Genomic DNA, 14,836 nt, shown 5'->3' with positions numbered 1-14,836 from the left:
TATGCAACTTACCGGGGTCGTATTATATCTTTTATGGCTTTTCCTGTTAATCCTTAAATACATGAAACTTCCTAAGGATCGAAGCTTTTCTTATCGCCACGTTTTTTGGGGAAGAATTGCGTGGTTTAGGAATTCGCGGACGCTCATTTTACTATTTTCGCTGTTTATCTGTGAACTCTTTCTCCCTTTGCGCGGACTTTACTTTCTTTTCTTTGCAACAGGACTATTGCTTGCACTGATGTCATTGGCAAATCTTCGGTTACAGACCGGTAGACTCGGAGCAACACTTGGTGTGCTCGCATTAGGCTTTTTGATCTCATCTTTTTCATATTTCTTTGTCTTTAGTTAAACGGTTTTCTAAAACAATTACAAGCTCAGCTATATCCTGAATTTCAGCCTAGTTTTCTTAAGGATTGCGCCAGTATGTCACACGTTTATCCGGAATAAAAGAGAGAGTGTGACATAAGTCGGAAAAATTTGAGTACTAATTCGAAATTACGAACATAGCGAGTACTTTGCTATGAGTAATTCGAAGTTAGACGGAAAATTTTGACTTATAGAACACGTTTATTCGGAAAAATAAAAGAGGGGCTGTGACAAAATTTAACTTTTGTCACAGCCCCTTCTTGGCAGTTAAAGCTTTTTGTGTGAATTTGAGGATGTTTTCATTATAAGCTAAAAAATGGTCAAAGAAAGCCGATTTACCTACATTTTACATAATTTACTTTTTCATTACATAAAACCATTTTCAGTCTACAACCAGCATAAGTTCATTGCAATTGCGAATGCGCTCCATTTTCTGCTACACTTTACTTAATAAAAAAGGAGCTGATCAGATTGGCAACAATACTTGTTGTAACAACCGAAAATATCCCTGGAAAAAATTATGAGGTTCTTGGCGAAGTTTTTGGTCTGACAACGCAGTCCAAAAATGTTTTCCGTAATATCGGTGCTGGGTTTAAGAACATCGTAGGTGGAGAAATCAAAGATTATACTAAAATGTTAGAAGAATCAAGACAAATTGCAATCGAACGCTTACGTAATAATGCAGCTGCATTGGGAGCAGATGCGGTAGTCATGATGCGCTTTGACTCGGGTTCAATTGGTCAAGATATGCAATCAGTAGCAGCTTACGGGACCGCCGTCAAATACGTTACATCGAATCAGATATAAATTGCTTATCTCACTTCAACCCCTGATCGCTTGCCAAACCTGTCTAATTTGTAGACCACTTCAAAAAGTAATACGATAACAGTAAAAGAAACTAAAGGAGCGTTCAAAATGAAACGAGTTATTATCTTAGGAGCCGCCGGTCAAATTGCAAAGTTAGTAGAGCCGATGCTGCTTACTCAGCATGATGTTCGTTTAACGCTTTTTCTGCGTCACCCCGAGAAACTCACTGATTCTGCTTTAGATAAAAAGCGCATCAAGATTATCACTGGTGATTGTACTCATTACACTGAATTGGTTGCTGCATTGGCCGATCAGGACATTGTCTATGCTAACTTAGCGGGTAAGGATATTGAAACACAAGCCGAAACGGTGGTCAAAGCCATGCGTGCTCAGGGACTCCGCAGACTAATCTGGATTTCAACACTTGGAATTTATGATGAAGTTCCAGGAGAATTTGGTCAATGGAACCGGGATATGCTTGGGGGTTACCTAGAAGCCTATTCCGCTGCCGCAGCCATTATTGAACACAGCGTTTTGGACTATACCCTTATTCGACCTGCATGGCTGCAGGACAAAGATGAAGTTAACTATGAGATAACTTCAAAAAAAGAACCTTTTAAAGGAACTGAGGTCTCGCGCAAAAGTGTTGCCGCCTTGGTTGCCAGTTTGGTGGCGGACCCAACAGCCTACGTCAGACAGTCCATCGGGATCGATAAACCCGGCACTACCGGTGCACGACCTTTGTGGTATGCAAAATAGCAGGCAATTTCAGTATACAAAAGGCTGTAGCGTATCTGAGATCAGAGCCGCTACAGCCTTTTTGTGCGTGGTTTCAGCAAGCGTTTAAATAAAGTTGTGGGCGTTTTTTAACAGCGACTTGCTTTACACTTATAATACAATTTTTGCAGAGAAAACGCATCCAATTTAACTTACCTATTTTACAGCCCTTGTTGACGTATATCTTACACAAATTCTCTAATTTATAAGGCTTATTATTTGCGCCAGCTAGGTTCTTTCTCTTATACTTTTCATAAGGTCAAAATAAGGGAGGTTCTTTATTATGAGTTCAGAAGACAAGTTTGAAAATGCTAAAGACAAGGTTACGGGCAAAGCCAAGGAAGTCGGTGGCAAAGTTACGGGTGACAAAGAATTAGAATCTGAAGGAAAAGTTCAAAGTACACTTGGCAAAGCTAAAGATACTTTTGACGATGCAAAGGATGCTGCCAAAGGTGCTGCTAAAAGCCTTAAAGACAAACTCACCAAAAAAGATCACTAATTTTTTAAGTAATAACCAATGTTTGTTTCCACATTTTTGCTAAGTGTAAATTTTCAGTAATTTATGTAAGGGTTATGTAAGTTTCCTTGTTCTTTATTACAGTTCGTTGTATGTTAATAAAGGTCAAAGGACTTGTGTGGGCAACCTTGATCAAGACAGTCTACCATTGGATGAAATGGTAACACTTGGATAAAACAAAGTGGTATTCAATAGCTTAAAAAAGGGGCTGTGACAAAAGTTAACTTTTGTCACAGTCCCTCTTTTATTCCATATAAACGTGTTCCATAAGTCAAAATCTTCCGTCTGACTTTCCAATTACTCATAGCAAAGTACTCGCATGTTCGTAATTTCGAGTTAGTACTCAAATTTTCCCGACTTATGTCACACTCTCCCCTCTTTTATATGGACTCTAATCATTTAGTAGCTTTTAATTTTCTTCATCGGTCTTTAAAACTGCCATAAATGCCTCTTGCGGCACCTCTACAGTCCCGACTGCTTTCATTCTTTTCTTGCCACGCTTTTGTTTCTCTAAGAGCTTTGCACGGCGATCCGGGTCCCCTGTATGAATTCTTGCCGTAACATCTTTGCGATATGCCTTAATATTCGTACGCGCAATAATCTTAGCTCCAATGGCCGCTTGAATCGGAATTTCAAAACTCTGACGCGGAATAATCGTTTTTAACTTCCCGGTAATTACCCGTGCTCTTTGCGCTGCAAACTTACGATGTGTAATAAAGCTAAGCGCATCAACCTTACTTCCATTTAGCAAGATATCAATCTTAACAAGATCACCCGGTCGCTCACCATCCAAATCATAATCAAGTGAGGCATAACCCTTAGTACTTGATTTTAACTTGTCAAAGAAGTCAAAGATAATCTCTGATAACGGCATCTCATAAATCACATTGACACGATATTCATCCAAATACTCCATCGTAACAAAGTTACCACGTTTATGCTGGCAAAGTTCCATGACAGCCCCAACGTAATCATTTGGCACCATAATTGTCGCTTTCACAAAAGGTTCATTGATGAGTTTAATACTAGAAGTTTCTGGCATTTCTGCAGGGTTTGAAACCGACTTATGTGTTCCATCTGTCAACTCAACGTCATAGGTCACAGCTGGTGCAGTTGTGATCAGTTCCATATTGAACTCGCGCTCCAGCCGTTCTTGGACAACATCCATATGCAAAAGTCCTAAAAACCCGCACCGAAAACCAAAGCCTAGCGCCTGTGATGTCTCAGGTTCAAACTCTAATGCAGCATCATTTAACTGCAGTTTCTCTAATGCTTCACGCAAGTCATTATACTTTGCATTATCAGTTGGATAGAGTCCTGAATAAACCATTGGATTCATCTCACGGTACCCTGCAAGTGCTTTTGCAGCAGGCCTGTCTGCTAAAGTAACCGTATCACCAACCCGAGTATCCTGGATATCTTTGATACTTGCAGTAAGATAGCCGACATCACCTGCCATCAGCAAATCACGCTTTAAAGGCTTAGGCGAATTTACGCCAACTTCTGTGACTTCGTATTCCGTTTTACTATTCATTAGTCGGATGCGGTCTCCTGGTTTGACAATTCCTTCAAAAACACGAATGCTCAGGACTACGCCGCGATAATCATCATAAACTGAATCAAAAATTAAAGCCTTCAAGGGAGCCTGTAGATCTCCAGCAGGTGCAGGGACATCATGGACAATTTTTTCCAGCATTTCTTCGATCCCAATTCCTTTTTTAGCACTTGCTAACACAGCCGTTGAAGCATCCAGTCCAATTACATCTTCAATTTCTTGGCGCACTTCCTCTGGTCGTGCAGCTGGCAAATCAATTTTATTAATCACCGGAACAATCTCAAGTTCATCATCTAATGCCAAATAAACATTCGCCAGTGTCTGTGCCTCAACCCCCTGTGCAGCATCAACTACCAGTACAGCACCTTCGCAAGCTGCCAGACTGCGTGACACTTCATATGAAAAATCAACATGGCCCGGGGTATCAATTAAATGAAAGATATAAGTTTCTCCATCTTTTGCATGGTAGTGAAGCTCCACCGCATTTAATTTAATCGTGATCCCGCGTTCGCGCTCTAAGTCCATTGAGTCCAGCAATTGATCCTTCATCTCACGCTTAGAGACGGTTTCGGTCAGCTCGAGAATCCGATCTGCAAGGGTCGACTTTCCATGATCAATGTGCGCGACAATTGAAAAGTTACGAATCCTTTTCTGACGCTCCTGCAATTTCTCAATATCCATTCAAATTTCCTACTTTCCTACTCGAAATCTACTCTGTTTAATTATACCAATGCAATTCTCCAAAAACAACGCACTTACCCGCTCCAAAAAGAAAGGCTTTGAACACCTGCCTTAATAGCAAGTCTTTCAAAGCCTTGATTTTTTACTAGTTTTATTAACTAACGCTTTGCACGCTTTTTGAACCGATCGAAAAGCGATTCTTCACCGCGTACTTTTTCACCACTTGCTTCCGCAAATGCCTTAAGTGCTTCTCTTTGCTTCTGATTTAAGTCCTTAGGCGTAGCTACAGTAACAGTGACTTCTTCATCACCAGTCCCCTTGCCACGCAAGAACGGTGCTCCTTTACCGCGCAAACGGAAGACAGTCCCTGATTGAGTCCCTGCAGGAATCTTCAATTTAACATCACCGTGCACAGTCTTAACATCAACTTCATCACCCAAAGCAGCTTGAACAAAACTGATCGGCATAGTGAAGTAAATTTGTGCTCCGTCACGCTTAAAGATTTTGCTAGGTGCAACATTGAAGACAATATAAAGGTCACCATAAGGACCGCCATTTTGACCCGCTTCGCCTTGTCCTTGCAAGCGCATTTGGTTGCCATCTTCTACTCCAGCAGGAATTGAAACTTCAACCTCATGTTTTTCTTGCGTATGACCAGAACCATGACAAGTTGAACATTTTTCTTTAATGATCTTGCCCTTTCCATGGCAATACTCACATTCTTGTTGTGTAACAACCTGTCCTAGCGGGGTTGCACGTTTTACGCGCATAAAGCCACTACCACCACAGTGGGAACAAGTCTCTGGTGAAGTCCCAGGTTTTGCGCCACTCCCACTACAAGTTTTGCAAAGTGCTTCACGTGTATATTGAATACTTGTCTTTTTACCAAAAACTGCTTCCTCAAATGTTAGGTCCATTTCATACTGCAAATCACGTCCCTGACGTGGTGCATTTGGATTTCGACTGCCACTTCCACCGCCAAAAAACGAACTGAAAATGTCTTCAAAACCGCCGCCGAAATCGCCAAAGCCACCGCCTTGATAATTACCACCAAAGCCTTGCTGACCGCCCATTGAACCATACTGATCAAACTGAGCTTTCTTTTGCGGATCACTCAGAATTTCATAAGCTTCATTAACTTGTTTGAATTTTTCTTCAGCACCAGGTTCCTTATTCAAATCAGGATGGTATTTTTTAGAAAGTCTGCGATAGGCTTTCTTGATCTCAGCAGCAGAAGCATCTTTCGATACACCCAAAACCTCATATGGATCTCTGATTTCTGCCATTATTTTCCTCCATGCATAAGAAGTTTTTCTAAACTAAAGCGTACCATACTGCAAGTTAAATAAAAAGGGCTGTGACAAAACTGATGTTTTGTGGCAGCCCTTCTATAAAACCGATCGAAATGTTTCAGAAAGTCGCTTCCTCTCAGCCAACCACTCGTGCTTATCGCAGTCAATTCGGACTACACTTATCATTCACTGTGTGCAAGAATGCTTAACTTCTGTCACATCTTCCTTCTTTCGGTTTAACCTGCGCAATGACTATTTCTTATCCTTATCATCGGGATTAACTTCCTTGAAGTCGCCATCGACTGTCTTTCCATCATCACCCTTTGCGGTCTGATCAGTCTTTTGATCTGCTCCGCCTTGAGCTTGTTGAGCTTGCTGTGCTTGTTGATAGAGTTTAACCGAAAGATCTTGAATGATTTTGTTCAAATCATCTTTCTTAGTCTTCATTTCTTCAACGTTATTAGCTTCTTGGGCCTTCTTCAACGCATCGCGAGCTTCTTCAGCTTTTTTAATCTCATCGTCAGAAACTTTACCTTTGACTTCTTTCAAAGTCTTATCAGTTGTAAAGAGTAATTGATCAACCTCATTCTTCAAGTCGACCTCTTCTTTACGTTTCTGATCATTTGCTTCGTTTTCTTTAGCTTCTTTAACCATACGTTCGATTTCTTCATCAGAAAGACCGGAAGAACTCTTGATTGTAATCTTTTGTTCCTTGTTTGTTCCAAGATCTTTTGCCGAAACATTTACAATCCCGTTCTTATCGATATCAAACTTAACTTCAATCTGTGGTACACCACGTGGTGCCGGTGGAATGTCCGTTAACTGGAAGCGGCCAAGTGTCTTGTTGTCCGCAGCCATTGGACGTTCACCTTGGAGAACATGAATATCAACAGCTGGTTGGTTATCAGCAGCTGTCGAGAAGGTCTGAGACTTGCTTGTCGGGATCGTTGTATTCCGATCAATCAGCTTAGTGAAGACCCCACCCATGGTCTCAATTCCAAGTGATAACGGGGTAACATCAAGTAATACAACATCTTTAACATCCCCAGTAATCACGCCACCTTGAATTGCAGCCCCTAATGCAACTGCTTCATCTGGGTTGACAGTCTTGTTTGGTTTGTGTGCTGTCTCAGCTTCAACTGCTTCTTGAACAGCTGGAATACGCGTTGATCCACCTACAAGAATAACTTCATCAATATCACTGTTAGCTAATCCTGCATCTTTTAAAGCATTGCGAACTGGCACTTTTGTCCGTTCTACAAGATCTGCCGTCAATTCATCGAATTTGGCACGTGAAAGTGTCTTTTCCAAATGCAAGGGACCATTCTCACCAGCAGTAATAAATGGCAAACTGATTTGTGCCGTTGAAATTCCTGAAAGATCTTTCTTAGCCTTTTCAGCTGCGTCTTTCAAACGCTGCATTGCCATCTTATCATTTGAAAGATCAATCCCATTTTCCTTTTTAAATTCAGAAACCAACCAGTCAATGATCTTATTATCAAAGTCGTCTCCACCTAAATGCGTATCCCCATTAGTTGAAAGAACTTCAAACACGCCATCACCTAATTCGAGGATCGAAACATCAAATGTTCCACCACCAAGGTCAAAAACAAGAATTTTTTCATCCTTGTCAAGTTTATCCAAACCATATGCTAAAGCTGCCGCAGTTGGTTCATTGACAATTCTTTCAACCTTCAACCCAGCGATCTTTCCAGCATCTTTTGTTGCTTGACGCTGACCATCGTTAAAGTATGCAGGAACCGTGATAACTGCTTGCGAAACTTTTTCACCCAAGTATGATTCAGCGTAATCCTTGATATACTGAAGAATCATTGCTGAAATTTCTTGAGGAGTGTACTCTTTATCTTCTACTTTGACCTTGTACCCAGCTTCTCCCATATGGCGCTTAATAGAAGAAATTGTGTTTGGATTTGTGATTGCCTGTCTTTTGGCAACTTCACCGACTTGAGTCTCGCCGTTTTTAAATGAAACAACGGATGGAGTAGTCCGATTACCTTCTGGATTTGTGATGATCTTGGCTTCTTTTCCTTCAAGAACAGCAACTGCAGAGTTGGTCGTTCCTAAATCAATACCAATAATCTTTGACATATTATCCTCAACCTCTTTTAATTTATTTTTACTGTGCGACTACAACCATCGCTGGTCGCAACACACGATCTTTTAACATATAACCATCTTGGAAAACTTCCACAACAGTTTCAGGCTTTTGTCCTTTTTCAACCGGAACTGTTTTCACAGCTTGATGAATGACAGGATCAAACGCTTGACCAAGTGCTTTAATTTTTGTAACGTGGTTGGCACCCAAAGCCTTTTCCATATCTTGATGAACCAGTTCAATTCCATGCTTCAGTTGCTTAGAAGCATCATCAGTAACCTCAATCTTCAAAGCGCGATCAAGGTTATCGATTACTGGCAGAACCTCTTTAGCAAGGCCTTGTCCATCATACTTCAAAAGCTTTTCCTGCTCTTTTTTAAACCGGGTATGCATGTTGGCCATCTCAGCTTCTGCTCTTAAATACTTATCTTCTAATTTATCGTATTTTTGCTGTAACTCAGTATAAAGCTTTTGGTAGTCAACCTTTTTTTCTTGAGCCGGTTTCTTTTCTGAACTGTTTTCAGCATCTTTTTCTGCGGCTGGTGCAGATTGTTCATGCTGGTCTTCAGCAACAACTGGCTCAGCTTTTTTTACCTTTTCATCAGTTTGCAAATCTGCTTGCGCGCTGCTTTCACTCTTCTTTGACAAACAAACACCCCTTTTCTATTCCTCGTATAAATGGTAATAATCCAACAATTTCCGCGTTAATTCCTCACGAAAGGCACGCATTAAGCCAATCATCTTCGAATACGGCATATTTGTCGGACCTAATAAAGCAATTAATCCTTGACCATGTTGGGCAACATCATAGGTTGCTGAAATCAGGCTGTAGTTGGCTAGTGAACTATTCGTCAGCTCATCGCCAATCTTAACCTGGATCGTTTGCCCTGAGTTACCCACCAGCTCGTTAATGTCATCCGAACGCTCGATCAGAGAATATAACTTCTTGATTTGTTCAACATCTCCGTCACCAACAAAGTTAAGCAGATTCAGCTTTCCTCCAACAAAAAACTGTTCTTGGGCTGACCTTTCAAGAATACTCCCAAAAATATCAAGAAATCCAAGTGGATGCTGCACATAATGCAATAGCAACGGAAGTGTCTCGTGAAGCCGCGCAATCACCTGATCAAGTGGCAATCCAACAATTCGATCATTAATGACGCGGATAACCGCCTCAATTTCATCTCCGCTGAGATCCCGCGGGAGATTGAACAGCTGACTTTCGGTATTTCCATCGCTTGTAATCAGAATCATCATGACTTGCTGATTACCTAAGGGAAGCACTCTGAATCCTTGAAAGCGCAAATTCTTAACCTCCGGCTTAAACGTAATTGCCGTGTAGTTAGTCATCTCAGACAATATCTTGGCTGATTCCTTGATAATTTCATCAACCTTGTAATAATTACTGTCAAGTGACAAACGAATGCTCTCGATCTCATTTTGATCAATCTCATCAGGTTTGACAAGATTATCAACATAGTATCGATACCCCTTCAATGAAGGCACCCTCCCTGAGGAAGAATGTTCTTTACCAATAAAGCCTAGATGCTCCAAGACCGCCATTTCATTTCGAATCGTTGCTGAACTGACATTCATCGGCAATTGCTGCTCCAAAAATTTAGACCCAACCGGTCTTCCAGCATTGGTATAATCTTGAATAATCGCTTCAAGAATCAATAACTGTCTTTCTGTAAGCAATTCAATCACCTCGATTAGCACTTAGCATCATAGAGTGCTAAGTCAATTATTAATATACAAGAACTCTTAAAATATGTCAAGAAATGGCGCTTTATTATCGCAAGTAAACAAATTATTTTGCCGCAAAATATGCGCGGACATTTTTTTCATCCCTTTTCAACTGCACTATCAGTGCTTGAGCATTTGGAAATTTAACTTGACCACGCAGATATTGATGCCATTGCACGACAACATGTTCTCCATAAACCATTTGAGAAAAATCCAATAGATTGATCTCCAAGGTAGGAGCATTATTGCTGCCGAAGGTTTCATTGCGTCCAATTGAAGCCATCCCGTCAACTGTTTTCCCTAAAAGCCGGACTTTGACGGCGTAAATTCCTTCCGCCGGCAAACGCTCACCCTGACCAACTGAAATGTTAATCGTGGGAAAACCTAAAGTGCGCCCAACCTGCTTGCCATGAACAATCACACCATCATTTTCATAACAATACCCCAACAAATGGTTTGCTTGCGTGATCTGTCCGTGATCTAAGCAGGTTCTGATTCTGGTTGAACTGATTTTTTGCCCCATTTGCTTCAGATGTCTGACCTTAATTACGGCAAAACGCGCTTGGGCATATTGGGGTAATAACTCCATATTTGCAATCTTTTCAGTTCCATAAGTATAGTCTTCTCCAGCAACAATTGCTTGTGCATGCAAACCCACCATATACTTATCGACAAATTCTTGCGGTCCCATTTTACTTACCTGGCTGTTGAGCGCAACCACATATGCAATTTCTGCTCCAAAACGGGCGAACAACTGCAATTTGCGTTCAAGGGAAGTCAAATAAGTTACCTTTTCAGGGGGAACATGCTGGAAGATAATTGAAGGATGTGGTGTCAAAGTCATAATCGCCAACTTAACTCCCCGTTTTCTGGCCTCTTGCCGTGCCGTCTCAATTACCGCCTGATGTCCACGATGAACTCCGTCAAAAAAGCCCAACGCAAGCACAACTGAGCCAGCCGGAATTTGTGCTTTGTCAAATGGTTCTTCTAACTTAATTATTTGCACGTTAATGCTCTCCTTCAGCTAAATCAATCATTTGTTCAGGTTGATATCTGTTTTTCTCTAAATTTAACCGATAAATGCAGCGTGCACGCCCGGAATTCATTAATACAACCTGTGGAGCTGGGAAACAGTCTTTCAGCTCTGCTTCACTTAAAAAGCCCCCATTTTTAACCTTTTTCCATTGCGCACTTGTCAAAGAATGGTGCGGAAATTTCCGTAACGCATGATCGGCATCTACTAAGTACTGTGAAAGCGTACCATCGTCGGCTGCCTTGTGCAACTGTTCCAAAGTAATTGCCTGCCCAATTGTAAAGCCACCGCTTGCAAGCCTTGTTAAATCAGACATGACAGCTGGCACTCCCAACTTTTTTCCGAGGTCCACCGCCAGTGTCCGGATATACGTTCCCTTACCGCAGCCTACTTCAAAATAAAGACGCTGTTCTTTTTTCTCCGCATCAAAAACCGGTGGCTTGACTTGCTTGAAATAATCTACCTGGATTTTACGTTTGGGGCGTTCAACTGGATCCCCTGCACGCGCATAATCGTAGAGTCGTCTACCTTTGACCTTAATTGCTGAATAGAGGGGCGGAATTTGGATCATTTCACCTGTCAATTTATTCATTGCCGCTGCTATCTCAGCTGCATTAAAGGGTGTCGTAATGTCTTGTTGCGCCACCCGCTCTCCTTCTAAATCCTCAGTCGTGGTCGCAAATCCCAGCGTAATCTCTCCCGTATAAATTTTGCCTGAATCCATTAGATAATTAACCACCTTAGTAGCACTACCAATACAAATTGGCAAAACCCCATCAACCGTCGGATCCAATGTCCCACTATGTCCAATTCTTCTCATCTTAAAGATTTTACGACATTTAAACACACAATCGTTGCTTGTCATTCCACGTTCTTTATATAAAGGCAAGATGCCATTCATGCATAACCCTCCGCTTTGAAATAGAGTAAAAACAACGCTAAAAAAAGGGACTGTGACAAAACAAAAGTTTTGTTTCAGCCCTTTTTATTTTGAAGTCCATCCGGTTAGTTAATAGAAGCGCAGTTTCAGCATTGCTGGCACTTCTTAACATTTTCAAACTAGTCTTTGATTCTGTCCCTTAGTCTGAATAAAAACTCCAGACCACTTGCTCAGACTTGGGGACAGTTTCTAGTTATTTTTCTCTGTCTTGATGTGCTACCAATTTTCATCACCAGCCTAAATTCCAGACAGACAACTTCATTACTAATCATTTATTTTTCAGGGCGTTTAAGATCGTTTAACAATTGGTCAATGCGATCACCATACTGGACCGAACGATCCCGAACAAACTGGATCTCAGGTGTCACATAGATGCTCAGCCGGGCCCCTAGTTCTTTGCGGATCAAACCAGTTGCTTTTTCCAGACCAATTTGTGTCTTTTCACCCACCGAAGCAAGCTCTGAAAGAATGCTGTAATAAATTGTTGCTTGCTGTAGATCACCGGTGACATCTACCCCGGTGATTGTGACCCCTTGTACCCTTGGATCACGAACTCGTTTCATTAAAATGTCTGTCACTTCTCTTTGAATCTCTTGAGATAAACGACCAACTCGATAATTTTGTGCCATTGCGTCTCCTCCTTACTTAAAGGACACTTTTTATTCAACTGGAACTTCTTGCATGATGAAAGCTTCAATTTGGTCTCCGACCTTAATGTCATTGTACTTTTCAATCATGATACCACATTCAAAGCCTTGTTTGACCTGCTTAACATCATCTTTGAAACGCTTCAAGCTGGCCAGCTTCCCTTCGTAAATTACGATGCCTTCACGAATAATTCTAACTCCACTATCGCGCTGAATATATCCTTCTGTAACATATCCACCACCAATTGTGCCCAGCTTTGAGACTTTATATGTCTCACGAATTTCAACTTGTCCCGTAACTTTTTCTTCGTAAACAGGCTCCAGCATCCCTTTCATCGCTGTCTCAACTTCATCAATTGCTTGATAGATAACCCGATGGAGACGAATGTCAACTTTATCATTTTCAGCCTGATTCTTAGCCTGCGGTGTTGGGCGAACATTAAAGCCGATAATAATCGCATTTGAGGCCTCTGCTAAGGTCACATCGCTTTCATTAATTGCTCCTGCTGCTTCATGAATAATGTTAACCTTAACACCTTCAACTTCAATCTTCTGCAAACTTCCGGCAAGCGCTTCAACAGAGCCCTGAACATCAGCTTTAATAATCACATTGACTTCCTTCAATTCGCCTTCTTTAAGAGAATCAAACAGGTTGTCGAGCGTCACATGATGAGTATTACTGCGTTCTTTCATTAAGGCCCGTTTAGCACGTTCCTCACCAGCTGACCTTGCTGTCTTTTCATCATCAAAGACGACAAAGCGGTCCCCTGAATCAGGTACATCACTCAAGCCTGTAATTTCAACAGGCGTAGCTGGCGTGGCCTTAGTAATCTGCTGCCCTTTATCATTGATCATCGTCCGCACACGACCAAAGGTATTGCCAACAACGATCGGGTCTCCAACATGTAAAGTTCCCTGTTGGACCAAAAGTGAGGCAACTGCCCCTTTACCTTTATCCAAACGAGCCTCAATCACAGAGCCTGCTCCATGTTGCTTCGGATTGGCACGTAATTCAAGAACCTCAGCTTCCAGTAAGATCATATCCAGCAATTCATCTAAGTTTTTACCAAATTTAGCTGAAATTTCAACAAAGATCGTATCACCGCCCCAGTTTTCAGGGATCAATTCATATTCAGCTAATTGTTCCATTACATGGTTAGGATTTGCACCGGGTTTATCAATTTTATTAACGGCCACGATAATTGGTACATTTGCAGCCTTAGCATGGTTGATAGCTTCGATTGTCTGTGGCATCACACCATCATCAGCTGCCACCACCAATACAGTAATATCTGTGATATCAGCTCCACGGGCACGCATATTTGTAAAGGCCGCATGTCCTGGCGTATCCAAGAAGGTAATTGTCTTGCCGTCATGTTTAACTTGATAAGCCCCGATATGCTGTGTAATTCCTCCAGCTTCACCTTCAGTGACATGTGTGTGACGCAACTTGTCCAGCAAAGTTGTCTTCCCATGGTCAACGTGTCCCATGATAGTTACAACAGGTGGTCTAATCACAGCATGCTTTGTATTCTCTTGTTCCTCTTCGAAAAATTTATCAATGTCAGCCACATCAACTTCAACTTTTTCTGTGGCATTCATGCCATAGTCTGCTGCAAGAATCTCAAGCGTATCCTTGTCTAGTGACTGATTCTGATTAACCATCACACCCATCATAAAGAGTTTCTTAATGATTTCTGCAGGTTCACGATGAATTTTTTTCGCAATCTCAGCGACATTCATCCCCACAGTATACACGAGCGTTTCTGGTAATGGTCTGCTTTTACGTGGTGGAACTGCAGGTTTCTTGCTTTCTTGATAACGTGCATTTTTGCGATTTTTACGTCTCTTTTTATTGCCAAAGCGATTTCGGCTAAAATTATTTTGACCGTAACGCTGTTTTTGCCCACGTTCATTTGCGCTTGAGCGCGAACCAGAGGTCTGTGTGCTCATTTGTTGAGACTTGTTGTTGCGCGTATTTTCCTGTTTTGCAGCCGTAGTACGTGGCTGCTGCGTTGTTGTTTTCTTTGTAGTCCGCTGTTGTTCACTCTTATGATTGTTATTTGCCTGTTTTTGAATTGGTTTTGCCTCTTTATTCTGATTTATTTGTTTATTACTGCTTGGGGCTTGCCGCTGCACATCTTTTTTCTGATGCTCATTTTTGGGTGCATTATTTTTAACAGCTTTTTTCCCACGCTGTTGCGAAAGACTTTCACGTAACTGTCTTTCCTCATTCTCACCAATCGTCGACATGTGATTGCTGACTGTAAACCCCTTTTGTCGAGCAACATCAATCACCACTTTACTGCTGATGTTCAGCTCTTTAGCCAATTGATAAATTCGCTTTTTTCCCATACAT

Annotated in this window: 13 protein-coding genes; 4 read left to right on the top strand and 9 right to left on the bottom strand. The window is 41.5% G+C overall.

All coding sequences use genetic code 11. The features are described from left to right. Nucleotide 1: 1 nt before the first annotated feature. The 4 genes from FD50_RS03295 to FD50_RS03280 all read left to right on the top strand — a co-directional run bounded on the left by FD50_RS03295 (nucleotide 2) and on the right by FD50_RS03280 (nucleotide 2,449). A complete protein-coding gene (locus FD50_RS03295; protein WP_056960244.1) occupies nucleotides 2-349 on the top strand; it encodes a hypothetical protein in 348 nt (115 codons plus the stop codon). A 488-nt stretch (nucleotides 350-837) separates the two neighbouring features. Beyond that, on the top strand, nucleotides 838-1,173 hold the full coding sequence (locus FD50_RS03290; RefSeq protein WP_056960242.1) for a heavy metal-binding domain-containing protein: 336 nt from the start codon (nucleotides 838-840) through the stop codon (nucleotides 1,171-1,173). Nucleotides 1,174-1,281: 108 nt separating this feature from the next. Beyond that, nucleotides 1,282-1,932 carry an SDR family oxidoreductase gene (locus tag FD50_RS03285; protein ID WP_056960240.1) on the top strand — a complete coding sequence of 217 codons (651 nt, stop codon included), beginning with the start codon at nucleotides 1,282-1,284 and terminating at the stop codon, nucleotides 1,930-1,932. Between the two features lie 301 nt (nucleotides 1,933-2,233). Next, the gene (locus FD50_RS03280) at nucleotides 2,234-2,449 is read left to right on the top strand and encodes a CsbD family protein (RefSeq protein ID WP_054756347.1); all 216 of its coding nucleotides are present in this window, start codon (nucleotides 2,234-2,236) and stop codon (nucleotides 2,447-2,449) included. Between the two features lie 427 nt (nucleotides 2,450-2,876). Here FD50_RS03280 and lepA read toward each other — a convergent pair whose 3' ends face one another. The 9 genes from lepA to infB all read right to left on the bottom strand — a co-directional run bounded on the left by lepA (nucleotide 2,877) and on the right by infB (nucleotide 14,832). Then, nucleotides 2,877-4,703: a translation elongation factor 4 gene (gene lepA / locus FD50_RS03275; protein WP_056960238.1), complete on the bottom strand. Its 1,827-nt coding sequence runs from the start codon at nucleotides 4,701-4,703 to the stop codon at nucleotides 2,877-2,879. Nucleotides 4,704-4,861: 158 nt separating this feature from the next. After that, nucleotides 4,862-5,989 carry a molecular chaperone DnaJ gene (gene dnaJ / locus FD50_RS03270; RefSeq protein ID WP_056960236.1) on the bottom strand — a complete coding sequence of 376 codons (1,128 nt, stop codon included), beginning with the start codon at nucleotides 5,987-5,989 and terminating at the stop codon, nucleotides 4,862-4,864. Nucleotides 5,990-6,247: 258 nt separating this feature from the next. Further along, entirely contained in the window at nucleotides 6,248-8,104 is a 1,857-nt protein-coding gene (gene dnaK / locus FD50_RS03265; RefSeq protein ID WP_056960234.1) for a molecular chaperone DnaK, read from the bottom strand. Between the two features lie 28 nt (nucleotides 8,105-8,132). Next, complete coding sequence (gene grpE / locus FD50_RS03260) at nucleotides 8,133-8,759, bottom strand: nucleotide exchange factor GrpE (RefSeq protein WP_056960232.1); 627 nt, start codon at nucleotides 8,757-8,759, stop codon at nucleotides 8,133-8,135. A 15-nt stretch (nucleotides 8,760-8,774) separates the two neighbouring features. Continuing rightward, nucleotides 8,775-9,809, bottom strand: coding sequence for a heat-inducible transcriptional repressor HrcA (hrcA, locus tag FD50_RS03255; protein ID WP_054756349.1), 1,035 nt, complete (start codon nucleotides 9,807-9,809; stop codon nucleotides 8,775-8,777). Between the two features lie 112 nt (nucleotides 9,810-9,921). Further along, complete coding sequence (ribF, locus tag FD50_RS03250) at nucleotides 9,922-10,863, bottom strand: riboflavin biosynthesis protein RibF (RefSeq protein WP_056960230.1); 942 nt, start codon at nucleotides 10,861-10,863, stop codon at nucleotides 9,922-9,924. Nucleotide 10,864: 1 nt separating this feature from the next. Then, a complete protein-coding gene (gene truB, locus FD50_RS03245) occupies nucleotides 10,865-11,791 on the bottom strand; it encodes a tRNA pseudouridine(55) synthase TruB (protein ID WP_056960228.1) in 927 nt (308 codons plus the stop codon). Between the two features lie 311 nt (nucleotides 11,792-12,102). Next, complete coding sequence (gene rbfA / locus FD50_RS03240; RefSeq protein ID WP_056960226.1) at nucleotides 12,103-12,459, bottom strand: 30S ribosome-binding factor RbfA; 357 nt, start codon at nucleotides 12,457-12,459, stop codon at nucleotides 12,103-12,105. A gap of 30 nt (nucleotides 12,460-12,489) precedes the next feature. Further along, on the bottom strand, nucleotides 12,490-14,832 hold the full coding sequence (infB, locus tag FD50_RS03235) for a translation initiation factor IF-2 (RefSeq protein ID WP_056960224.1): 2,343 nt from the start codon (nucleotides 14,830-14,832) through the stop codon (nucleotides 12,490-12,492). Nucleotides 14,833-14,836: the final 4 nt, after the last annotated feature.

Origin of the sequence: Liquorilactobacillus satsumensis DSM 16230 = JCM 12392, assembly GCF_001435195.1 — a bacterium.
Lineage (GTDB): Bacteria > Bacillota > Bacilli > Lactobacillales > Lactobacillaceae > Liquorilactobacillus > Liquorilactobacillus satsumensis.
Note: the sequence above shows the minus strand (reverse complement) of the source record. Positions and strands in the feature narration are given on the sequence as shown.